Source organism: Bdellovibrio bacteriovorus (genome assembly GCF_048286975.1).
GTDB classification, from domain to species: Bacteria; Bdellovibrionota; Bdellovibrionia; order Bdellovibrionales; family Bdellovibrionaceae; genus Bdellovibrio; species Bdellovibrio bacteriovorus_H.
Genome location: NZ_JBLVRT010000001.1, coordinates 610,677 through 632,091, shown reverse-complemented (window position 1 = coordinate 632,091; position 21,415 = coordinate 610,677). Strand labels below are relative to the sequence as shown.

The following is a 21,415-nucleotide window of genomic DNA, read 5'->3' as shown; positions in this document are numbered from 1 at the left end:
GCATGAGTTTTTTTGACAAAGTTCAAGACTATTTTTCCAATGACATCGCCATTGACCTTGGCACCGCCAACACACTTGTTTACGTAAAAGGCCGCGGAATCATCCTTGATGAACCTTCCGTGGTTGCGGTCCAAAAAAATTATCGTGGCATGCAAAACCGCGTTCTTGCCGTAGGTAAAGAAGCCAAAGACATGTTGGGACGTACACCTGGCAGCATCGTGGCGATCCGCCCGATCAAAGATGGTGTTATCGCTGACTTCGAAGTCACCCAGTCCATGCTGAAGTACTTCATCGGCAAATCCCTTGGCGAGAAAAAATCCTTCATCCGTCCTCGTATCATCATCTGCGTTCCTTACGGAATCACTCAGGTGGAAAAACGCGCGGTGAAAGAGGCGGCTCAATCCGCAGGGGCTCGTGAGGTTTATCTGATCGAGGAACCAATGGCGGCAGCTATCGGTGCCGGTCTTCCGATCACTGAACCATCCGGCAACATGGTTGTCGACATGGGCGGTGGTACCACGGGTGTGGCGGTGATTTCTTTGGGTGGTATTGTTTACTGCAAATCCATCAAAGTTGCCGGTGACAAGTTTGACGAGGCGATCGTGAACTACGTTCGTCGTCAGTTCAACCTTCTGATCGGTGAAAGAACCGCAGAAAACATCAAAATCCAAATCGGTAACGCATATCCCTTTGAAGAAGAAAAATCCATGGAGATCAAAGGCCGTGACCTTGTGGCCGGTGCTCCTAAAACCATCGAAATCACTTCTTCTCAAGTGAACGATGCTTTGATGGATCCTTTGTCTGAAGTTGTGGATGCTGTTCGTACCGCGCTGGAAAAAACTCCACCGGAACTGGCTTCCGACATCGTGGATAACGGAATCGTTCTGACGGGCGGGGGCGCTTTGCTGGCGAACCTGGACGTGCTTCTGAGAGAAAGAACTGGACTGCCGGTTTCTATCGCCGAAGACCCACTTTCCTGTGTGGTTATGGGCTCCGGTAAAGTTCTCGACCAGCTTGACCTTCTCAGACAGCTTACAGTCGATTAGTATAGTAAGGGCATCCACAAACGGATGCCCTCGAACGCACGAATGGACTTAAAGGTTCTATGACTGAAGCTGACGTACAATCTATCGCTTTGTTTTTCTATTTTTCCCTGCTTGATGATCAAAAAGCGATAGAGGCTTCATCCCAAGCGCTGGCCCTTTGTCGGGCTCGCAAGGCGCGAAATCCTGATTTAAAAAACTCTGTAGCCATAGTTGCCGCCACCAAAACGGTCTGGGACAAATTTAAAGTGCGCGTTTCCCGCGGGCGTCCCAACACCACGGTGGAATCCGGCTGGCTGATTCCTGATGCGGTCGATCTGGGCCCATGGCGTGAATTTCAGAAATCCGCCTCAGAAGACGAGCTATTGACTGTTATTTGGTCTAAAATCCTGAAGATAAGTGACGATGATATTTCAGCCGGTTTGGGCATCACCGAAGGCACCATTCGATATAGATTGGGCCGGGCTTTGCGCAAACTGGGAAGCATGACCCAAGGTGTGAGTAAATTAAAGCATGGCTCAGCAGGAAAATAAAGTTCAGCTCTCCAAGAAAAACAAAAGAGAGATTTCTCCGTTCATCGGGCATGAGCTGCTTTATGACTATTTGACGGGGACTCTGGATCCAGAACGCCGTTCGGCGGTTGAAGATCATGTGAAGTTTTCGCGTGATGCCCAGTTGGATCTGGGTAAAATTGAAAATGGCCAAAAGTACGCTGAACGCCTGGCTGACACCCGTGTGTCTGAACCAATTATTTCACAAATCAACGCACCTTCCAGCTATCTGACAGTTCTGATGCAAAAATCCAATTTCGACAAGTGGCCTCAAGGCCTTAAATGGGGCCTGGAAGCTCTGGTTGTTGTCGGGGTGATTGTGACTTTGCTGTCTGTGACTCCATGGCAAAAAGTCATGCAGTTGGGCAGCCTGACCGGATCCAAAGAAGTGATCCTGGCTGAAGTTTCCAAAACTGAAACCACTACGGTGGTGCAGGAAACTCCTGAATTCGTGGATGAGGGGGCCAAAGAGGCGGCTCCGGCCGTGACGGCGAAGGCTCCGGATAAACCTGCGGCTGTCACTCCGACTCCGGTGGCTCCGGCGATACCGACACCTGCGGCACCGGCTGCGGTGGCGGCAAAACCTGAAAAACCGGCAGAGACTGCTCCGGCAGCGGCTTCCGGTGGGTTCCTTTATCGTGGTGAAATCTCTGCGACCAACATTGAAAGCATTGGCCCCAAGATCAATGAGAAGATCCTTGAACTGGGTGGTCGAAAAGCCGGCTCTGTGGAGCTGGGCTGGAGGAAAACTCCGACTTCCATGTACTATCACCTCACAATTCCTGAAGCGAAGTATCAGGATCTGATGAACTATCTGGGCACTTATGGGAAGACCAAATTTTCCAAAGAAAAACACCCTCGGGTGATGCCAGACGGAATCATCCGTCTGATCTTCACTTTGGATGAATCCAAAAAGTGAAAACACTCCGGAAGAAACCCAAACGATCCCTGCGCACGATCCTGATTATCTGGTTCGTCCTGTTCTCAGTCGTGCCGCTGGCGTTTGTTACCGGTTATTCCATGATCAAATACGAAAAAGCCATCGATCATGAGCTGTCCCAGCGCCTGAGCGGCAATGCCCGTGAAGTCGAATTGATTCTGGCGGATCTTTTAACAAGCATTCAACAAAAGCGTGACCGTTACGTGCGTGATCCAAGTCTGGTGTATCACATGGCGGAAGGCGACAGCGGCACCATCCGAAATATCTCGTCCCAGTGGATCAAGGCAGACAATCTTTCCAGTCTGACTTTCTTCAATCGCGAAGGCCGCATGCTGGCCTCGGTTTTCAAGGATGAAAAAGAAAACGTGCGCAGCTTTGTTCCTGTGCAAGACGCTGTCTTCCTGTCGGCGAAATACATGGCGCAGGTCAAAGATCAGCGAGAAATTTCTTTGGCTGAATTCGGTGACAAACAGAAAGTAAATCTGATCCTGATTTCAAAAATCACCGGGGCCGGTGGCCGCGTTGTGGGTTACATGGAACAGGTGATGGATCTGAACAAAGCCTTTGTATCTAAGATCAAAAGCCGCCTGAAACTGGAACTGATCTTTTTCTCGGACAACGGTCAGGCCATCGTTGCCAGTCATCCGGATTTTTATCTTTATAAAAAAGACTTCTTCCGTCCTTATTTCCGCCCGGGGTCTGAGCCCTTCTTTGATCTGAATGTGCGCAGCACGCCCTATGGTTTTTTGATCTATCCACTGAATTGGGGTATCACAAAGTTCTATGTGGCGTTGGGTGCTTCCAAGAGTGAAGCCAAAGCGGTTCTTAAGAACGTGAACTATGCCTTTATCAGCGTCGTGGGTGCGGTTATTGTCTTGTTGGTTCTGACGATTCTGGTGACTTCAAGCTGGGTTCTGAAGCCGCTTTATGAGCTGGTTGAAGCCCTGCAGTCCTTTGAATCCCAGGAACAGGCCGTCACCATCCCGGTGAAAAACGACACCGAAATTGGCCTTCTGACCGAGTCCTTCAATGAAATGAGCAAAAAAATCTGGGTGGCCCGTTCGGATCTTCGCAAGAAAATCACCGAGCTTGAAGCGGCCAACAAAGAGCTGAAAGACACTCAGACCAAGCTTGTTCACTCTGCAAAAATGGTCAGCCTGGGTCAGTTGGTGGCAGGTGTGGCGCACGAGCTGAATAATCCGATTGGATTTATTTACAGCAACATGACCCACCTTAAAGAGTATTCTGAAAGACTGATCGAACTTGCTGAAGTGGCAGAAAAAGATCCGCCGAAACTGCCGGCCCTGAAAGAAGAGTACGAATTTGACTATATCGTGAAGGATCTGCCGAAGCTGGTGGCATCTTGCCAGGATGGAGCTCGTCGTACGCGTGATATCGTTTTGGGTCTGCGCAACTTCTCGCGTTTGGAAGAGGCCAAACTGCAGGAAATCGACGTTCATCAAAGTTTGGATACTACTTTGAATCTGTTGCAGGGTGAAATCAAAAACCGCATCGAGATTCATCGTCAGTATGAACCAACTCCGTTGATCCATTGTTATGCCAGCCAGGTGAATCAGGTGTTCATGAACATTCTGTCCAATGCGGTTCAGGCGATTGAAGGCAGCGGTCACATCTGGATTTCCACTTCGGCCTTGAAGGACTACAAAGGTTCCAAGGACAAACGTGGCTGGGTGCAAGTCTCAATTCAAGACAGCGGTAAGGGCATGTCCGCCGATGTTTTGGAAAAAATCTTCGACCCGTTCTTCACCACCAAGGGTGTCGGTCAGGGGACGGGTTTGGGGTTGAGTATCTCTTACGGTATTGTTCAGAATCACGGGGGCGAAATTCAGGCCCGCTCGGAAGTGGGCGTAGGTACAGAGTTTATCGTGATCATCCCGGTGTATCCGCCGATTCAGGAAAAAAATCCCCAACTAACGTCCTAAAGCTTTAGTCCAGTTAATCCGAGAAGAAAGACATGCGTATCATGGCAGTCTTTCTTTCGATTTTGATGTTTTCCGGGATGGCAGTGGCAAAAAGTCATAAGCTGCATTTCTCCGGAAGAGTCGCGGAAAAAGTCGACGTGAAGACAGCGAAGAATGGTGAATTGCAAATCACAAAAAATTCACCTCACCTTAAAGTCGTAGTTCACAAGCGGGCTCCGGCTTCTCTCGTCACCGTTCAAGCGCCCTAAGACTAGTTGTTAAGGACTGGTTTAAGATGTCTTCTTTTGCCGAAAAATAGCCCCTATCATTGGGATATATGGCAAAAATCTTCTCAATGTCACTGATCCTGATTTCGGTCACTTTGGCAGTTCCGTCCCTTTCGTGGGCTTTCCGATTTTCTCCAATGGTTGTGGAGTTCGCTCCCAGTGGATCAAGGTCCACGCAAGTGCTGGTGATTGAAAATCCCGGAGATGAAAAACTTCCTGTACAAATTGAAGCCTTCGCCCGCAGCACCAATGCCAAGGGTGAAGAGGTGCGCACTAAGACCGAAGACTTTGTGATTTACCCTGAGCAGGTCGTGCTGCTGCCGAAAGAAAAGCGCAACGTGCGTGTGTCGTGGTCCGGAGAAATCAAAGACGGAAAAGAAAAAGCCTATCGCCTGGTGGCTTCACAACTGCCGGTGGACTTCCGCGAAAAAAACTCTGATCCGAAAAAAACCAGTGTGAATCTGAAGTTCCTTTTGCAGTACGTGGCCTCGGCTTATGTGATCCCGGAAGGGGCCGCACCCAAGGTCATCGTCAAGGAAGTGAAACGTATTGGGGCCCGCAAAGTGGCCGTGACGTTCACGAACGACGGAAAAGCCCACAAGGTTCTGCTGTTCAAACACTTAAAAATCAAAGCCGGTGAATCAGTGATTGCGGATCTCACGACGAACAAAGCCGTTGAATCCATCAATCTTCTGGCCGGCGACACGGCCACGGCCGAAGTTGAAACCACGAAAGATGTCCCGGCCAATCAGGCTTTGAGCGCCACCATCGAATTGAAGGATCTTGAGAATTGAGATCCTGTTTCGTTTTACTTCTTACTATTCTGCTTCCGGTGCTGGTTATGGCCCAAGGCCGTCCGCCGTTGGGAAAACCCTTCCTGATGGCGCCCGTGGTTTTGGATGGCCGTCCGCTGACGGAAGCATGGTTGTTCCCGCGCGATCGTGCTGAAGAGTTTTCCATCGAGGCGCGCACCTTGCTGGAAGCGGTAAAACCTTACATGAAGGATGAATTGTTTTTGCGCCTGCAAAGCAATGTGACACCGGACGGTGTTTTGACCACGCAGTTCCTGGAGGCCGTGGGCTTTTCAGTGTCCTTTGATCCGCCCACGCTGGAGCTGCGTCTAAGTCTGCCAGCCAAGTATCGCAAGGCTCAGGATCTGGATTTGAACTTTGTTGAATTTGAAAATCAGAAATACCTGCGGCCGGATCAGCACAGCGGGTACCTGAATCTCAGAACCCAGCAATCCTGGCAGTATGGGCCTGATGTGGAAAGCGAACGCCGTCCCCTGACTGGAAACCTGGAACTGGTTGAAAACATCAAAGGCTTTGTCTTTGAATCCAGCGCGGATTTTTTAGAGGACGCCGATTCCCAATGGCGCCGTCAGGACACACGCATTCGCTATGACGATGAAGAGCGCATGATCCGCTACACGTTGGGGGATTTAACCTTCCGTTCAACCGGTTTTCAAATCACACCCTCGATCGCGGGTCTTGCGGCCACGCGGGAGTTTGCAATCCAGCCGTATAAAACCTTAAGGCCGCTCAGTGACACGGAAATCATCATCAAACGAACTTCTATTGTGGAAATCTATGTCAACGGCCTGCTGTTCAGTCAGGTGCGTTTGGCCCCGGGGGTTTTCAATATTCGTGATTTCCCTTTGGCAACCGGCCAAAGCAATGTGCGCATCAAGGTGAAGGATGATCTGGGACAGGAAGAAGTTTACGACTTCTCGCTGCTTTATGAAAACAGCCTGCTGGCTCGTGGGGTGGAAGAGTTTTCGTACGCTGCGGGTCTTCCGTGGCAGCTGTCCGGTGGTGACCGGGCTTATGATGATTCGGCGGCCTTTGTCAGTTTGTACAACCGTCGTGGGATCACGGATCAGCTGACGGTTGGTGTGAACTATCAGGGCTATTATGAAAAGATGCTTTTGGGCGCTGAGGTTTCCGGTGTGTCGAATCTGGGATATCTGTCTTTGCAGGTGGCGCAAGGATCACAGTCTGCACAGGAAAGTGGTTTTGCCGAACGCCTGACGTATCGAAGTCTGGACAAGGTTTTGGGTCGTCAGATGCCATTGCTCTTGGCTTTGGAGTTTGAAAATCAGGATCGTGATTTCAGTCCTGTGACCGTGCAGAATCCCGTCGTGGATCCTTTGCGGTACCTGCGCCGTTACGATGCGCAGTTGAACTTCCGTTTGGATTCATCCTGGTTGTGGGGCGTGGGTGCCAACACACTGGAATATATGACGGGTGAAGACCAGCGCACTTACAGATCCAATTTGATGATCCCGCTTAAAAGCCAGATGCGCCTTGAATTTGTCTATAACAAGGTTCTGCAGGACGAGGAAGAAGACCGCTTCCTGATTTCATTCTATTGGAATGAAAGCCAGGGTTATTACAGTGCAAGTTCCTATTACGATTCACTTCAAAAAACCACCAATGCCACCGTGGCTCGCAACAATCGCTATCAGTATGATGATTATCGCTGGAATGCAAATATCCAAAACAGCGAACTGGGCAACACCCGAAGCATTTCGGGGGAATATCTGAAGCAGCCTTTCAGTGTGCGTCTGGATCACATGAACAATGCCCAGCAGGGGAGCGAATACAACCTGACGTCGTTGGGATTGAATACCGGCTTTGCCTGGGTGGGTGGACATGGGGCCTTCACACAACCAGTCACCGACAGCTTTGTTTTGCTTCACGCCAAGAATCTGGAAGACGGTCAGGCCATCATGATCAATCCAACCGGAGATCGCGGGCAGGCTCAGCTGGGGCCGCGCCGAACCGTGGTGCTGCGTGATCAGTCGTCATATTACCGAAATACGGTGAATGTAGATATCACGTCTTTGCCGATGGGCTATTTGCTGGATAAAGAATTCTATGGAACTCAGACCACTTATCGCAGTGGTATCCTGCTGGATTTAAAGATCGCCAAAAAAGTCATGGTGAAGGGGCAATTGCTGAACTCTTCAGGCAAAGCGGTGGAATACGCCGCCGGAGATGTGTTTGATGCCAACGGACAGCTTGTTGATAATACCTTCTTTACCAACAAGCAGGGACGTTTCCTGATTGAAGGTTTGGAACCAGGTGTTTACCGGGTTGTGACAGATCAGTCGAGCCTTGCACCATTCACATTTGAGATTCCAGGCAATGCCGATAGAATGCTGAATCTGGGTACAGTCAAAACCGGAACCAAGGAGCAACGATGAAACTGATCGTGGGTCTTCTGCTTGCAGCCCTCACTTTCGCCGCGGTCAGAGCTTCGGCCTGCTCTGCGATGGGCTTGATTCTGGCGCAACCTGCGCCGTATTTCCAGACGGGCGGGACGATGAAGGACACCTTCAACGTCACCGTCTTTGGCAACACCACCCAAGGTGCTTGCAACTATTTTCTGACTTTCGATTATGGATCTTCGAATTCCTACACGAACCGTTCGGCGAAAAAAGGTTCTGATGTCTGGCCTTATCAGATCTCGGCTGACAATGCGGGATTGCAGATACTAAAAAAGTTCCCGGAAGTGAACTCGTGCTCGGATGTTATCTGCGACAAACTTCAGGGAAACACGTTCTATAACACCAAGACTTCGTCCTACACTGTCGCCTTTAATACTGCCAATGACTGGCGCTCGGCGGGGACCTATCTTGATACGGTGACGGTGCGTTTATATCAGGGAAATACCTCGAATTATACGCTGGTGGCGTCGCAGGCATTTCTGCTGACGTTCGGATCACATAAAAAAGCGGATCTGTCCGTGGTGTCTTCGGGCGGGGCGTTTGATCTTTCCAAAACCACGCACACGATCAACTTCGGAAACAATCTGACCACCGGTGCGCAGGGTACGGCGGATGTCATTGTTAAATACAACTCGGGTTATAACTTGTATGCCTGGTCTGACAACGGTGGAAAGCTGAAGCAGGTCAATGGCACTGACACGATTGATTATACGTTTAAGATCAACGGAACCACTTATGCGATCCCGTGGTGGACTCAGATTGCCACACAGACGGGGACTTCACCAGCCAGCGGGTTGGTGAATCCGGTGACGATCATCATCGGGAACACCAGTGGCAAGGCTCAAGGGTCTTACAGCGACACGATCAATCTGACCATCCAATCCAGCCAATAAAAAAAAAGCCGGTCACTGGGACCGGCTTTTTAGTTTGTTTTTCAGTTCTTAGAATTACTGAGCTGCGATCGTTACGGTCACAACGTCAGAGTATGTGCCGGATGGAAGAGCTGCAATTTCAGCTGCCGTGGAAGTGGCTTTAACAACCACAGAAACCGCAGAGCTTGTTTTTGCCGTCAAACCACCAGAAGATGCTTCACATGCCGCCGTCAAAGCGCAGTCAGCAATAGTGATTTTCGCCGAAGAATAATCCAAAGAGTACTTTACTTTGGCTGTGCCTGGGCCGCGCAATTCACCAGCTTGAGCAGAGGACACCGTGATCTTGTAACCACCCGTGGAGTTTGAAACTTCATGGAAGATACTTGCGAAAGTTTTGGAAGTCACAGCTCCGTTTACGATCTGATCCACGTTCAGAGTCTGGTCCACGTTGGCATCGTTGCCACCCATGCTGGTCAGGGAAAGATAAGTGTTATTTCCAACAACACCAGTGATCGTCAAAGCGCCTTGGGAAGCGGCGAATGCGTTAACAGAGAAAGCCAGGGCACTGACAGCGGCAAGAGTTTTGATCATTTTCATGGAGGGGGATCCTTTCAAAGGGGGTTCGGGGGTAATGAGTTAAGTTGACAGCTTCTTAACTTCACTTTCTATGCCGACACCCGGAAGGCCCTAAAGTGGTTAATGACTCGTGATTGATGCGCAGTTTTTTGACAATTGAGACAAAATTTTATCTCACCCGTTCAGAGTAGCCTGAAAAACCCGCGGCTTTGATCAAGAAAATGTATGGAAGTCTCTGTTTTTAAACGAACTTTAACCGGGAACGTAAGGCTGTAAACCCGTGGATCAAAACCCCAAAAGTGTCTCATTTCAAGACAGTACTAAACTTGAGAAATGGAACACATTGGCCGATAAGGGGGCTATGACATCGCAGAAGTCTCAAAAGGAAAACTCTATGCTTCTGGCTTTGCTGCTCTTTGTGGGGGCGGCAGTGATGATCTTTGTCTATTTGGGTTCAGAGGATCCACCGAAGAAAGTGGCCTCGGCTCCAGCCGCTGCGAAGTCCGAAAAGTTTGAAAAGTCAGTGAACCGCCATCTGATGTTGACCAACGAAAAGATGGAGATGGCCCGCCAGCGTATGCAGGTGGAAAACGCACGACTGATGAATTCAGATTTCAATTCCACCACCGCTCAAAGTGCCTATCACAATGAAAACCGTCTGGATCTGACTTCAGACACACGTGCTCAGGAACTGGCAGAAGAGTTGGGGCGTGGTTCGCGCAAAGAGGAAACTCTTTCACCGCACGACATTGTTCAAAAGGAATTGTTCAACGCCGAACAACAGGCCGAATATTCTCAAGCCTATAAAGAAGAGTACGCACGTCAGTTTGTTGAAAATGCCCGCCGTGGTGGATACCGTGTGATTTTAAGTGAAGACTTGTCCCGCGTTCTGTCGGTGACTCCGATTCGCAATCCAAGTGGTGCGGGCATGAATGTGTTCGACTACAGTTCAGAGGCTATACAGTAAGACTGCGCACCGCCCGCGTCTTTCGCCACTTCTTAAAATACCCATGATCAGCCATACTGAAATAGTTGTTTTCACAGACGACGAGATGATCGTTCAGGGGAATTTCAAACATCTGTGCCAGTTGATGAATTTTCCGGGTCAGGATCAGATCCTGTTCGGATGGCAGCACGTTTTGGCTGGGGTGATTGTGCGCCAGAATAAATGAACTGGCGTTGGCCTTGACCAGGCAGCGGAAGATGTCGCGTGGGTGAATCATGCAAAAATCCACAGTCCCCCGAAACAGCATTTCTTTGCGGACCAGATTCATTTGCGAGTCCAGGGCGATGACCCAAAGCTCCTCGGCATAGGGGTTGATTTCGTTGCGCAGGATTTCATAGGCTTGCAGGCTTGTGGACACTTCTCTCATATTTGTCCTTTGTTGCAAAATTACGGGGTTTTTAATGGAAATCTGGCCTGATTTAGCGGACGGATTTAGGACAGCCGTCCTGAAACGGAGGGGCATGACTTGCGCCCCGAAATACCCCAGCATAGACTTTGGAAGTGTCCGAAATGGACAGGAAGGTATTATGAAAAAGAATCTGACTTTTGCAGCCGTGGCTCTTTCTTTCTTGGCAATGACCAGTTGTGGTCCGAAAGCTTTCGTGAAAGGCCAGTACGACGACGTGAACCGTGAAAATCTTCTGAATGATCAGTGGTCAGAAACTGACATGCAGAAAGCAGTTCAGGATCTGGTGGCAAGTTTGATGACTTCTCCGTCCATCAATGGCGCTAAAAAAATGCCAGTGGTTATGGTGACCGGCCTTCAGAACAAGACCAGCGAACACATCGACACTCAAAGCATCATGGACATGGTTCGTGTTGAGCTTATGAAATCCGGCAAAGTTGGTTTCATCGACAAAGAAGCCCGTCAGGATATCGCTGATGAATACAACTATCAGAATTCCGGCATGGTTGAAGAAGGCACCAAAAAAGGCCCAGGCGGTCAGATTGGCGCAGACTTCATCATCAACGGTCGTCTGGATTCCATCGTTCAGGAAGTGGGCAAAGACAAGTCCGTTTACTACAAACTGACTTTGAATCTGACCAACCTGAAATCCAGCATGATCACATGGTCTGACCAGAAGCAAATCCGTAAAACATTCAAAAAGAAATCTATTGGTCTGTAATTGATGAATCGTTTTGCTCAAAGACTCACGCACGCCGTGGGTCTTTTTTTAGTTTTGCCTCTGATGGGCTGCGCGACTTACCAAAATAAGGTGCAGCCGGCCCGCGAGGCATTGGCTCGTCATGATTTCACCAAGGCACTGGCGGATTTAAAACCGCTGGCCGACAAGGAAAATGACGATCAGCTGGCGTACCTGATGGACTACGGTGTAGCCCTTCAAGTCGCCGGGCAACTGAAAGAGAGCAATCAGATTCTGATGAAAGCCGATCGCCTGGCCGAACTGGTCGACTATCAGTCGGTTTCCCGCATCGCCGGTTCTCTGGCGCTGAATGAGGAAATGGTTCAGTACAAGGGCGACACTTTTGAAAAGATCTTCATCAACGCCTATCTGGCGATGAATTTCCTGGAGATGGATCAGCTGGATGATGCTCTGGTTGAAGCCCGTCGTATCAATGAAAAATATCTGAAATACCGCGCCGATGAAAAACAGGCGTTTGAACTGAACTCGTTCAGTAAATATCTGTCGGCCGTGATCTGGGAAGCCAGCCGCAGTTATGACGATGCTTACATCGCCTATGCCGAAGCCTACAAAATTGACCCGTCGATTGCCACGATCCGCGAGGACCTGATTCGTTCGGCGAAACTGGCCCGTCGCATGGACAGCTACAAGGAATGGAAAAAGAAATTCCCCGATGTTGTGGAATCCGACCGTTGGTATGACCGGGCAAACGGGGAGCTGGTGATTATCTATCAGCAGGGTTGGGGGCCGCGAAAATCCGCGGGTAAAAACAACGGTCACACTTTGCCGACGCTGGTGCCGGTGATCAGCCAAACTCAACGAGCACGCCTGTATCTTTCCACCGACGTGGAGCCTTTCCTAAGCCGCGAAGTTTACGATGTGCAAACCGCCGCAATGAAAACCCTGGAAGAGGATTACGGAATTCTTTTCGCCAAACGGGTGGCGGGTGTTGCCACCAAAGCGGTGTTGTCCGATCAAATCCGTCAGCAGAATCAGGCTTTGGGGGATTTGGCTTACATCGCCTTGTTGATGGCGGATCGCGCGGATGTGCGACAGTGGTCTTTCCTGCCACAGACTATTCAAATCATCCGTGTGCCGTTGCGCGCGGGAACCTACAAGTTCCGTCTGGAAGGCGTGGACTACAGCAACACAGCCACCGGGGAAGGTCTTGATTCCCGCGACGTGGAAATCAAAGCCGGTCAGAAGAAATTCGTGATCTGGCGATCGCTGAAATAACTGATCCCGAATCAAATTGTGTCTTTCAGTTGTGGCTTAGACAGTCGCCACACCATGAGATGAAAATAAACAAACAAATGAACTGGCCCGCTCTTGGCAATCCTTCTTGGCGATGTCGGCCCATGACCTGGGTTGATTGAGTTTTTAATTCAAAACCAAGGAGTTTATATGAAATGTCTTTTGATGAGTCTTGTGATGTTGGCTTCCGCACCTGCTTTTGCGGATTTTGGTGGCACGCCTGAAAGCAAGGATTCTGCCTCCGTGATGGTGGGAAGCGGGGATATGTCGGATCGCGTGGAAAAGGCGAACTGCCGTGTTATTTATAAAGTCGGACAGGGACTTATTGAAGTCTATGGAATCTATGACGAGGATCGCAGACAGTCCGTGGGTCTGGGGGCCGGTATTGCGGTGAACAGCAGCGGTGTGACGCGAACAAAGCATTTCTGCACCAGCATGGGTTTAAAGTTCAGCTATCATCTGGATGATAATGCCATCAATCTGTTCTGTAATTCTGCCGACGGGAACGTGGCTCAAAAGGTCGAGATCATTCTGGATAAATCCGGCAAGCTGGCTAGCTACAGCACACGAAGCACTGTTTATGGCAGAACAGAGTCTTTCAGCTGTTCTCGTTAATTCCGTTAAGAAAAATAAAAAAGGCCCCGCATTGCGGAGCCTTTTTTGAAACCCTTGCTGAAAGGTCTTCTTAGTTGTTCAACAAAGAAGTGCCTGGCAGGTTTGGAGTTTCGTCGTCTTGCTGAAGACCTGGAAGTACAGTCGCTTTTTCAGCAGCTACTTTAGCAGTAGTGTCTGTGTTGTAGCGAGTCGCTGCAGTTGCAACGCGGTTTTCCAAGTTTTGCTTAACGCTGTCAGTAGAAGCGTTTTCAACAACTGTGTTTACTTGTTGCTTGGTCATGTAGTCCTGAGGGAACGCGCCAAGTTTAGCCAAGTAACCAGAGATGCTGCCGTTACCGTTCTGGATGATCTCACGCAGTGTGAAAAGAGGAGCGTACTGAGATGCTTTCTTTTCAGCTTCGAAGATGATCTGAGTCAGAGTCGCAGCAGTGATGTCATTTTTAGACTTGTTGTCGATAACCATCACTTCTTCGTTAGTGCGGATCATCTTAGCGATATCGTCCAAAGTCACATAGCAGCTTTGTTGAGTGTCGTAGAGTTTGCGGTTCTGATAGCGCTTGATGATTTTAACTTTAGAATTTGGCTTCGATGTCATTGTTTCGTTTTGGTTGATCAAAAGTGCCTCCCAATTTGAAATTTCCCCAAAGTCCCAAGGGGTTAACAGTGCCTTATGATTCGGCGTCCCCTTGCAGATGGGCGCAACCTATCCCTGCCGCCACCCCTTGTCAAGGGGTCCTAAAATCAAAAGAAAAGACTCTAGGCGTTATTTATTCTGCAAATAGCCATTCGTTTTTTCGAATTTTACAGACCTTTGTCTAAAGTTTTTTCCAAAGGCCGCCGAAATGTTAAAGAACGACCTTCAATCTTGGGCGGATTATTAATGAAAAACGAGCAAAAACAAGAGTTTAAGTCCTCTGGTGTCTTGGCCCTGCTGGGTCTTGTAGGATTCTCTACAGCCATCATTGCGACCCCCTGGAATCGCCAGATTCAGGACTCTAAAAGTGAGACAGCCCGCCAAAAAGCCGAGGTCGTTGGGTATCAAGTTGTACAAATTTACCGCGAAGCATCAAAAGATACAGTGTCGGAAGACAAAGCCGGAGGCAGGCTGCCAGCTTCGGTTTCAGAGGATAAGTCCGCTTTGAATGCTGAAAACCTGCGCAGCACAGGGACCATGGGAACCGACCCGTGGGGCCAGCCATACCGCTATCGCATCCTGTCCGGAGCTGCCGATGCTGCCGGCAAAATCAAAATCCTGGTGTGGTCTTCCGGTCCAAACCAGAAAATCGAAACAGCTTCTCTTGATGACGAAGGCAGGCCTCTTGAAACCCAGCCTCTATATGAAGGGGATGATCTGGGAGTCCTTTTGAGTGTGTCTCATAACTAGGCACTTTCGCATCCGCGCCCTTGGTCGCGTTTCCTCAATGGGTGCTTAAGCCGCATCAAGCAATTCTCATAAGAAGCCGATCAGCCTAGTGACTAAGGAGATTTCATGTTTCCATACACTAGGACCGCAATCATCGTTCCTTTCCTGATGACCCTCACGGCTTGCGCGACCTTCACGTCAAATGAGTCTGACGACAAAGCCCCTTACTACGAGGCATCATTCAACGATAGAAATCGCGCTCCTGCTTCCTTTGCTCCGGCGGTGGTCTCTCCGGAAGACAATGGTGCGGCCTCCTTGGATCCACTCTACATGCGCACACAAGCGGACTATTACTTCGCGATGGGAGAGGCCTACGCTCTGGAAGGCAACTCCCAGAAAGCAGTTGAAGCTTTCAAAATGGTTCTTATTTACGATACCAATTCCCCGGCTGTGAATATGCGTCTTGCGGCAGAATTCCTGAAGCAGGGCATGATCACTGAATCTTTGGCGCAAGCTGAAGAAGCAGTGGCAAAAGACCCTAAGAACGTCGACAGCCACTTGTTGCTGGGTGGTTTGTATTCCTCCCTGAAGCTTTATCCAAAGGCGATGGAACAATACAACACCGTGATGAAACTTCAGCCCGAGAATACCGAAGCGCCACTTTACATTGGTGCTTTGTACTCTGAGCAGAAGCAGTCTGACAAAGCGGTGAAGTACTTTGAGTCCCTGCTGAAAAACCCTGAATACAACACTCCGTATCTGGCTCACTACTATATCGGACGTGTGCGCCTGGAGCAGTCTGAAGCCAAATACCAAAAGGCGGCAGAGGCTTCCTTTAAGAAAGCACTGGAGTTGAAGCCGGATTTCGCGGATGCGGTTCTGACTTTGGGTGTTCTTTATTCCAAGCAGAAAACGGAAGACAAAGCCGTGTCCCTGTACCGTGCTTTCCAGAAAGAAAACTCTCCAAGCCCGCGTGTGGCGGAAGTCCTGGCGCAGATCTATATCGAGCGCGGTGACTATGAAAATGCGTATGAGCAGCTGGAAGTGATGGAAAATGATTCCGACGAACCACTGAATGTTCGCATGAAAATGGCTTTGATCCTGATTGAACAGAAACGTTACGACACTGCGGTGGCAAAACTGGAAGAGATCCTGAAAGATGCTCCAGAGTCAGACAAAGTTCGTTTCTATCTGGCAGCGGTTTACGAAGAAACCCGTCAGCATGAAAAAGCCGTGAAAGAGTACACGAAGATCCTGTCCACCAGCACTTATTATGGTGAAGCCGTGGTTCACGCTGCTTACCTGCTAAAAGGGTTGGGCCGACTGAATGAAGGTTTGGAAGTGGCGGCCGCTGGTTTGAAAGCACGCCAGGATCAGCCTCAGATCTTTGCGATGTATGCTTCCCTGCTGGATGAAAAAGGCGACTATAAAAATGCCTCTGCGACACTGGAGCAGGGTCTGAAAAAGTTCCCGGAAAATGCTCAGCTTCGTTTCTATTACGGCACGATCAACGACCGTATGGGCAACAAAGATGTGGTTGTGAGCGAAATGCAAAAAGTTCTGGAGCTTGATCCAAACCACGTGCAGGGTCTGAACTATCTGGCCTTCACTTGGGCTGAAATGGGTGTGAAGCTTCCGGAAGCTGAAAAACTGGCGCGTCGTGCGCTGGAGCTTGAGCCGACGGATGGCTATGTTCTGGATACTCTGGGCTGGATCTTGTACAAACAAAGCAAGTTCGCTGAATCCATCAAGTTCCTGGAGGCCGCTTACAAACATCAGTCCACAGTCAGCATCATTGCTGAACACTTGGGTGATGCTTACTACAAGCACTCAATGGTCGATAAAGCCAAGAAGATGTACAAGAAAGCCGCGGATCTGGAAACTGAGCCTAAAAAAGTTCAGGAAATCCGCAGCAAGATCACTGCAATTGAAAAGCAGGAGCTGAACGGCACACCTCGTTTGCCAGCTTCCGTTGAAAAGCCGGTGGCAGAACACGCTTCTGAAAAGTAGATTTGAAATTTACAATTAAAACTAAAAAAGCCCGCGTACTGCGGGCTTTTTCTTTTTAAGCTTAGGAAGCCGGTTCGGTTCTCTTTTCCTGAAGCAGGCCGCGTTCTTTCGTCGCCAGGAACGAGTAATGGGCGGCATAAAAGATCACAGGTAAAGACACGATGAACCCCGCGCCCCACAAGATTCCCGAGATCAGAACCGCCAGCGCCATATAAAAAGCGATGATGAAATATTCGCGGAAGTTCTTCAGCGATGCCAAGGCGGCAATATCCACAGCTTTCGCCAGTGCTGTGCCATTTTCAATGGTCATGCGCAGAGCATGAGTCAGCACCAGATAAAAATACACCGCCAGAATCAAAAGACCCCAGGACATCGGGACGGTGTGCAGGAAATCCTGCGGGCTTTCCAGAACTCCGATGGCGGATCCCAGCAGAGTGCTGGTCGGTAAAAGAATCAAAGAGCAGATAATAAATGACAGGGCATTTTCTTTCAGAAAATTCAGATCACGCGGCCAGGCTTTCAAAGTCAGATAACGATTGGTCACTTCCTGTAAAAACAGCAGGCCGAAGGAAATCAGCAGGGCACTAATATAAGGGGTAAAACGCACCGCCAGAACGAACAGGGTGGCCGTACAGCCCAAAAAGAGGCTGTTTTTCCAGTCTGTTTTTAATTGAATCAAGGCTTGTTTAAGAGAATTCATTTCTCTATGCTAAGGCAATGATGAACAGGTTCAATTATTTTTTCATGTTCGTATTAACCCTTTTCCTTTCCGGATGTGTCACTAAGACAGTGAAAGAGGGTGCGTTTCAAAAAGCGCAGTGGGAAACCAAGGCCCTGATCAAAAATCAGAAGGAAAATAAGACCCAGTCATTAAATATTGATATCTTTGCGATCAAAAACGAAAGAGCACGCTTTGAAATCACGGCTTTGCTGGGGTTTCAGGTGGCCAGTGTTGTGATGAGTCCGACAGAGATCTCTTATGCTGTTTATCCTCAAAAGACGTTCTTTTATGGGCGCAATACCGAACGTGCGTTCGCCAATGTGATTGGCATGCCACTGCATCCGATGAATCTGGCCAATATTGCTTTTGACGAACCTGTCAGAGGCCCCGGTTGGAAATGTGGATTGGATCCCGCAGGGCTTATTTATCAATGTGAGAATATCGCCAAACAAACGCGCGTCGAGTGGTTGGATCGAAAAGAAGGGCAAAAGAAAGTCGTAATTACGGCCCCGCAATTTGAAATGCAGTGGCACTTTGAAGCACCCAAGACTGAGGTCCAGTTTAAACCAGAGCTGTTCACCTTGAGACAACCGCAAGGGTTCAAAGCAATACAACTAAATTAAAAAACTCGTTAACCGTCTAGTAATGAGGCATACTCTAACAGAGTAGGTGTGTCACCAATCACCTTGGGGAGAGAATATGGCCTCTAAGTTTGATCTGCATTCACTGGTCGCCAACTGGCAAAACTCAAGCACTCATGCCAAAGAGCATTGGAGTGGCACCTTCGAGGAATATCTCGACCTGGTAAAACAAAATCCCAAAATCACGCGAAACGCCTATCAGCGCATGTATGACATGATCGTTGAGGAAGGCACTGAAACGTACATTGATTTCAAAAAAGAAGTCATTCGCTACAAGTTTTTCGACGACGTTCATAACAATGGCAAAGACGCGGTCTTCGGCCTTGATGTGCAGTTGATGAAATTGGTGAATGTTCTGAAAGCGGCGGCCCTGGGTTACGGAACCGAGAAACGTGTGATCCTGCTGCACGGCCCGGTGGGAAGTGCGAAATCCACCATCTGCCGCATGCTGAAAAAAGGCCTTGAGCGCTACTCGCACACCAAGCAGGGTGCGGTGTACACGTTTGAATGGATCGATGAAAAGCTTGAGCTTGACGGCATTCTTGGAAAAGGTGTGAAGGTCTTCCATTCGCCAATGAATGAAGAACCTTTGCTGCTGATTCCGGAAGAACTTCGTTCCACGGTTTATGATTCCATCAACAAAGGCCAGGAAGGCAGCTTCCGTGTGCATGTGGATGGTGAATTAAGCCCGCCTTCTCGTTTTATCTTTAAAGCCCTGATGGAAAAATACGACGGCAACCTGATGCAGGTTCTGTCGCACGTGCGTGTGAAAAGATTGTTCATCTCTGAGGCGGACCGTGTGGGTATTGGCACCTTCCAGCCGAAAGATGAAAAGAATCAGGACTCCACCGAGCTTACGGGTGACATCAACTATCGTAAAATTGCCGAATACGGATCTGATTCCGATCCGCGCGCCTTCAACTTTGACGGGGAGTTCAACGTCGCCAATCGCGGGATGATTGAATTTGTCGAGGTTCTGAAGCTGGATGTGGCCTTCTTGTACGATCTGTTGGGGGCTTCGCAAGAGCACCGTGTGAAACCTAAAAAGTTCGCACAGACCCATATCGATGAAGTGATCATCGGTCACACGAATGAACCGGAATACCGTCGTCTGCAGGACAACGAATTCATGGAAGCTCTTCGTGACCGTACCGTGAAGATCGACATTCCGTACATCACGCGCTGGAGAGATGAAATCAACATTTACAAGCGCGACTTCAATTCCCAGAAAGTGCGTGGAATCAGTATTGCTCCGCACACGGTTGAAATGGCCGCAATGTGGGCGATTCTGACCCGTCTGGAAAAACCGAAGAAAGCCAATTTGACCCGTTTGCAGAAACTGAAACTGTATAACGGTAAAACGCTGCCGAACTATACTGAAGACAACGTTCGCGAGCTTCGTAAAGAAACTGTGCGTGAGGGTCTTGAGGGTATTTCAGCCCGTTATATCCAGGATAAACTTTCCAACGCCCTGGTGGCGGCTCAGCAGTCCAACAAAGGATCTGTGAATCCGTTCATGGTGTTTAAAGAGCTTGAATCCGGTTTGAAAAGTCACTCGTTGATCGCCAACGAAGAGCTGAAGACCGAGTTTAAGGAACTTCTGGGTGTGGTCATGCAGGAGTACGAGGAAATCATCAAAGCTGAGGTGCAAAGAGCCATCAGTGCCGATGAAAGTGCCATGCAGCGACTGTGTGCCAACTATATTGATAACGTCAAAGCCTATACGCAAAGAGAACGAGTTCGCAATCAGTTCACCGGCAACGACGAGGAGCCGGATGAGCGTCTGATGCGATCTATCGAAGAGAAGATCGAGATCCCAGAGTCCCGCAAGGATGATTTCCGTCGCGAGATCATGAACTACATCGGGGCCCTGGCTTTGGAAGGCAAGAAGTTCAACTACAAGATGAACGAACGCCTGCACAAAGCCATCGAGTTGAAACTCTTCGAGGATCAGAAAGACAGCATCAAGCTGACCACTTTGGTAAGCAACGTTGCTGACAAAGACACTCAAGAGAAGATTGATATTGTAAAAACCCGTCTCATCAAGGACTTCGGTTACGATGAAATCTCTGCTACGGATGTATTGCATTACGTGGCAAGTATCTTCGCCCGAGGGGACGTAAAGAATAAATAATGTCGATACGCGAAGACCATAACAGATTCAGAGAGATCGTTAAAGGCAAGGTCAAAGAGGATCTGCGCAAGTACGTCTCTCAGGGCGAAATGATCGGGAAGCGTGAAGATGAATTCGTGAAGATTCCGCTTCCGCGCATCGATATTCCCAACTTCCGGTACGGTCCCAAACAACAGGGCGGGGTCGGTCAGGGGGAAGGGCAGCCGGGTCAGGATGTTGGTGATCCGGGTGAAGGCGGACAGGGTCAGGCCGGCGAAGCTCCGGGCGAACACCTTGTCGAAGTCGAAATGTCGATGGATGAACTGGCGGACATTCTGGGTGAAAAACTGGAATTGCCGCTGATTCAGCCCAAAGGCGCCAAAAACATTGATTCCCTGAAGACAAAATTCACAGGCCTTGCGCCGGTGGGGCCAGAGGGCTTGCGCCACTTCAAATCATCTTACAAACGTGCCTTGAAGCGCATGGTGGGTTCCGGAACTTATAATTCCGAAGACCCGCTGGTGCTGCCGATCCGCCGGGATATGCAGTACAAGTCCTTTAAGAAAGTGCAGCAGCCACAAACCCAGGCCGTGGTCATCTATATGATGGACGTGTCGGGTTCCATGGGTGAAGAACAGAAGGAAATCGTCCGTCTGGAAAGTTTCTGGATCAACACCTGGCTGCGCAAACACTATAAGGGCCTTGAAACCAGATTTATTATTCACGACGCCTCGGCCAAAGAGGTGGACGAAGACACGTTCTTCCGCACCAGTGAGTCGGGTGGAACCCTGATCAGCTCGGCCTATAAGCTGTGCCAGGAAATCATCCAGACGGATTATCCCACAAATGAATGGAACATTTATCCGTTCCATTTTTCAGATGGCGATAACTGGTCGGGCGAGGATACGCGTCTATGTGTTAAGATGCTGCAGGAATTCTTCCTGCCGAACTGTAACGTTTTCAGTTATGGCCAGGTGGAAAGCAAATACGGCAGCGGGCAGTTCCTGAAGGACCTGCAAAAGGAATTTGGCGAGGATGAAAGACTGACGCTGAGTCAGATCGAAAACCGCGACAAGATCCTGGATTCAATCAAAGACTTCCTGGGAAAAGGAAAGTAGGGCGGA

20 protein-coding genes are annotated in these 21,415 nt (G+C 49.3%); 16 read left to right on the top strand and 4 right to left on the bottom strand.

Annotation, left to right across the window (positions count from 1 at the left end):
- Positions 1 to 2: 2 nt before the first annotated feature.
- The 7 genes from ACNQKP_RS03130 (at position 3) to ACNQKP_RS03100 (ending at position 8,868) form a co-directional block, all read left to right on the top strand.
- Positions 3 to 1,046, top strand: coding sequence for a rod shape-determining protein (locus ACNQKP_RS03130; RefSeq protein WP_015089392.1), 1,044 nt, complete (start codon positions 3 to 5; stop codon positions 1,044 to 1,046).
- A 59-nt stretch (positions 1,047 to 1,105) separates the two neighbouring features.
- On the top strand, positions 1,106 to 1,576 hold the full coding sequence (locus tag ACNQKP_RS03125) for a hypothetical protein (RefSeq protein WP_417862788.1): 471 nt from the start codon (positions 1,106 to 1,108) through the stop codon (positions 1,574 to 1,576).
- The gene (locus tag ACNQKP_RS03120; protein ID WP_417862786.1) at positions 1,557 to 2,513 is read left to right on the top strand and encodes a zf-HC2 domain-containing protein; all 957 of its coding nucleotides are present in this window, start codon (positions 1,557 to 1,559) and stop codon (positions 2,511 to 2,513) included. Before ACNQKP_RS03125 ends, ACNQKP_RS03120 begins: the two co-directional genes overlap by 20 nt.
- Entirely contained in the window at positions 2,510 to 4,477 is a 1,968-nt protein-coding gene (locus ACNQKP_RS03115; protein WP_417862784.1) for an ATP-binding protein, read from the top strand. Before ACNQKP_RS03120 ends, ACNQKP_RS03115 begins: the two co-directional genes overlap by 4 nt.
- Before the next feature lie 316 nt (positions 4,478 to 4,793).
- Positions 4,794 to 5,537 (top strand): molecular chaperone, encoded by a 744-nt coding sequence (locus tag ACNQKP_RS03110; protein ID WP_417862783.1) that lies wholly within the window; start codon positions 4,794 to 4,796, stop codon positions 5,535 to 5,537.
- A complete protein-coding gene (locus ACNQKP_RS03105; protein ID WP_417862782.1) occupies positions 5,534 to 7,951 on the top strand; it encodes a fimbria/pilus outer membrane usher protein in 2,418 nt (805 codons plus the stop codon). Before ACNQKP_RS03110 ends, ACNQKP_RS03105 begins: the two co-directional genes overlap by 4 nt.
- Positions 7,948 to 8,868 (top strand): hypothetical protein, encoded by a 921-nt coding sequence (locus tag ACNQKP_RS03100; RefSeq protein WP_417862780.1) that lies wholly within the window; start codon positions 7,948 to 7,950, stop codon positions 8,866 to 8,868. Before ACNQKP_RS03105 ends, ACNQKP_RS03100 begins: the two co-directional genes overlap by 4 nt.
- Before the next feature lie 54 nt (positions 8,869 to 8,922).
- Here the strand turns inward: ACNQKP_RS03100 and ACNQKP_RS03095 are convergent, their stop codons facing one another.
- A complete protein-coding gene (locus ACNQKP_RS03095) occupies positions 8,923 to 9,444 on the bottom strand; it encodes a hypothetical protein (RefSeq protein ID WP_015089400.1) in 522 nt (173 codons plus the stop codon).
- Positions 9,445 to 9,784: 340 nt separating this feature from the next.
- On the opposite strand from ACNQKP_RS03095, the gene ACNQKP_RS03090 reads away from it, so the two are divergent.
- On the top strand, positions 9,785 to 10,390 hold the full coding sequence (locus ACNQKP_RS03090; RefSeq protein WP_417862778.1) for a hypothetical protein: 606 nt from the start codon (positions 9,785 to 9,787) through the stop codon (positions 10,388 to 10,390).
- Here the strand turns inward: ACNQKP_RS03090 and ACNQKP_RS03085 are convergent.
- On the bottom strand, positions 10,380 to 10,796 hold the full coding sequence (locus ACNQKP_RS03085) for a JAB domain-containing protein (RefSeq protein WP_417862777.1): 417 nt from the start codon (positions 10,794 to 10,796) through the stop codon (positions 10,380 to 10,382). The two genes, ACNQKP_RS03090 and ACNQKP_RS03085, sit on opposite strands and share 11 nt — an antisense overlap.
- A 160-nt stretch (positions 10,797 to 10,956) precedes the next feature.
- Between ACNQKP_RS03085 and lpoB the strand changes: the two genes are divergently transcribed.
- From lpoB to ACNQKP_RS03070, 3 genes are all read left to right on the top strand, one after another.
- A complete protein-coding gene (gene lpoB, locus ACNQKP_RS03080; RefSeq protein WP_038450554.1) occupies positions 10,957 to 11,556 on the top strand; it encodes a penicillin-binding protein activator LpoB in 600 nt (199 codons plus the stop codon).
- A gap of 3 nt (positions 11,557 to 11,559) precedes the next feature.
- Positions 11,560 to 12,810 carry a COG3014 family protein gene (locus tag ACNQKP_RS03075; RefSeq protein WP_417864085.1) on the top strand — a complete coding sequence of 417 codons (1,251 nt, stop codon included), beginning with the start codon at positions 11,560 to 11,562 and terminating at the stop codon, positions 12,808 to 12,810.
- Between the two features lie 168 nt (positions 12,811 to 12,978).
- Positions 12,979 to 13,443, top strand: coding sequence for a hypothetical protein (locus ACNQKP_RS03070; protein ID WP_417862776.1), 465 nt, complete (start codon positions 12,979 to 12,981; stop codon positions 13,441 to 13,443).
- Between the two features lie 70 nt (positions 13,444 to 13,513).
- Here ACNQKP_RS03070 and ACNQKP_RS03065 read toward each other — a convergent pair whose 3' ends face one another.
- Positions 13,514 to 14,059: a polyhydroxyalkanoate synthesis regulator DNA-binding domain-containing protein gene (locus ACNQKP_RS03065; protein WP_011162824.1), complete on the bottom strand. Its 546-nt coding sequence runs from the start codon at positions 14,057 to 14,059 to the stop codon at positions 13,514 to 13,516.
- A 264-nt stretch (positions 14,060 to 14,323) separates the two neighbouring features.
- Here ACNQKP_RS03065 and ACNQKP_RS03060 point away from each other — a divergent pair, with 264 nt between their 5' ends.
- On the top strand, positions 14,324 to 14,827 hold the full coding sequence (locus tag ACNQKP_RS03060) for a hypothetical protein (RefSeq protein ID WP_417862774.1): 504 nt from the start codon (positions 14,324 to 14,326) through the stop codon (positions 14,825 to 14,827).
- A 105-nt stretch (positions 14,828 to 14,932) separates the two neighbouring features.
- Positions 14,933 to 16,816 carry a tetratricopeptide repeat protein gene (locus tag ACNQKP_RS03055; protein ID WP_417862772.1) on the top strand — a complete coding sequence of 628 codons (1,884 nt, stop codon included), beginning with the start codon at positions 14,933 to 14,935 and terminating at the stop codon, positions 16,814 to 16,816.
- A 61-nt stretch (positions 16,817 to 16,877) separates the two neighbouring features.
- Here ACNQKP_RS03055 and ACNQKP_RS03050 read toward each other — a convergent pair whose 3' ends face one another.
- Positions 16,878 to 17,516 carry a hypothetical protein gene (locus tag ACNQKP_RS03050; protein WP_417862770.1) on the bottom strand — a complete coding sequence of 213 codons (639 nt, stop codon included), beginning with the start codon at positions 17,514 to 17,516 and terminating at the stop codon, positions 16,878 to 16,880.
- Between the two features lie 44 nt (positions 17,517 to 17,560).
- Here ACNQKP_RS03050 and ACNQKP_RS03045 point away from each other — a divergent pair, with 44 nt between their 5' ends.
- The 3 genes from ACNQKP_RS03045 (at position 17,561) to ACNQKP_RS03035 (ending at position 21,409) form a co-directional block, all read left to right on the top strand.
- Positions 17,561 to 18,160, top strand: coding sequence for a hypothetical protein (locus ACNQKP_RS03045; protein ID WP_417862769.1), 600 nt, complete (start codon positions 17,561 to 17,563; stop codon positions 18,158 to 18,160).
- Positions 18,161 to 18,236: 76 nt separating this feature from the next.
- On the top strand, positions 18,237 to 20,312 hold the full coding sequence (locus ACNQKP_RS03040) for a PrkA family serine protein kinase (RefSeq protein ID WP_417862768.1): 2,076 nt from the start codon (positions 18,237 to 18,239) through the stop codon (positions 20,310 to 20,312).
- Entirely contained in the window at positions 20,312 to 21,409 is a 1,098-nt protein-coding gene (locus ACNQKP_RS03035; RefSeq protein ID WP_011162830.1) for a DUF444 family protein, read from the top strand. Before ACNQKP_RS03040 ends, ACNQKP_RS03035 begins: the two co-directional genes overlap by 1 nt.
- The last annotated feature ends 6 nt before the right edge of the window (positions 21,410 to 21,415 follow it).

Bases quoted from the DNA above. Each gene is read 5' to 3' on its own strand.
- ACNQKP_RS03130 (WP_015089392.1), top strand. From the start codon at position 3: ATGAGTTTTTTTGACAAAGTTCAAGACTATTTTTCCAATGACATCGCC.
- ACNQKP_RS03125 (WP_417862788.1), top strand. From the start codon at position 1,106: ATGACTGAAGCTGACGTACAATCTATCGCTTTGTTTTTCTATTTTTCC.
- ACNQKP_RS03120 (WP_417862786.1), top strand. From the start codon at position 1,557: ATGGCTCAGCAGGAAAATAAAGTTCAGCTCTCCAAGAAAAACAAAAGA.
- ACNQKP_RS03110 (WP_417862783.1), top strand. From the start codon at position 4,794: ATGGCAAAAATCTTCTCAATGTCACTGATCCTGATTTCGGTCACTTTG.
- ACNQKP_RS03100 (WP_417862780.1), top strand. From the start codon at position 7,948: ATGAAACTGATCGTGGGTCTTCTGCTTGCAGCCCTCACTTTCGCCGCG.
- ACNQKP_RS03095 (WP_015089400.1), bottom strand. From the start codon at position 9,444: ATGAAAATGATCAAAACTCTTGCCGCTGTCAGTGCCCTGGCTTTCTCT.
- ACNQKP_RS03090 (WP_417862778.1), top strand. From the start codon at position 9,785: ATGACATCGCAGAAGTCTCAAAAGGAAAACTCTATGCTTCTGGCTTTG.
- ACNQKP_RS03085 (WP_417862777.1), bottom strand. From the start codon at position 10,796: ATGAGAGAAGTGTCCACAAGCCTGCAAGCCTATGAAATCCTGCGCAAC.
- lpoB (WP_038450554.1), top strand. From the start codon at position 10,957: ATGAAAAAGAATCTGACTTTTGCAGCCGTGGCTCTTTCTTTCTTGGCA.
- ACNQKP_RS03075 (WP_417864085.1), top strand. From the start codon at position 11,560: ATGAATCGTTTTGCTCAAAGACTCACGCACGCCGTGGGTCTTTTTTTA.
- ACNQKP_RS03070 (WP_417862776.1), top strand. From the start codon at position 12,979: ATGAAATGTCTTTTGATGAGTCTTGTGATGTTGGCTTCCGCACCTGCT.
- ACNQKP_RS03060 (WP_417862774.1), top strand. From the start codon at position 14,324: ATGAAAAACGAGCAAAAACAAGAGTTTAAGTCCTCTGGTGTCTTGGCC.
- ACNQKP_RS03055 (WP_417862772.1), top strand. From the start codon at position 14,933: ATGTTTCCATACACTAGGACCGCAATCATCGTTCCTTTCCTGATGACC.
- ACNQKP_RS03050 (WP_417862770.1), bottom strand. From the start codon at position 17,516: ATGAATTCTCTTAAACAAGCCTTGATTCAATTAAAAACAGACTGGAAA.
- ACNQKP_RS03045 (WP_417862769.1), top strand. From the start codon at position 17,561: ATGTTCGTATTAACCCTTTTCCTTTCCGGATGTGTCACTAAGACAGTG.
- ACNQKP_RS03040 (WP_417862768.1), top strand. From the start codon at position 18,237: ATGGCCTCTAAGTTTGATCTGCATTCACTGGTCGCCAACTGGCAAAAC.
- ACNQKP_RS03035 (WP_011162830.1), top strand. From the start codon at position 20,312: ATGTCGATACGCGAAGACCATAACAGATTCAGAGAGATCGTTAAAGGC.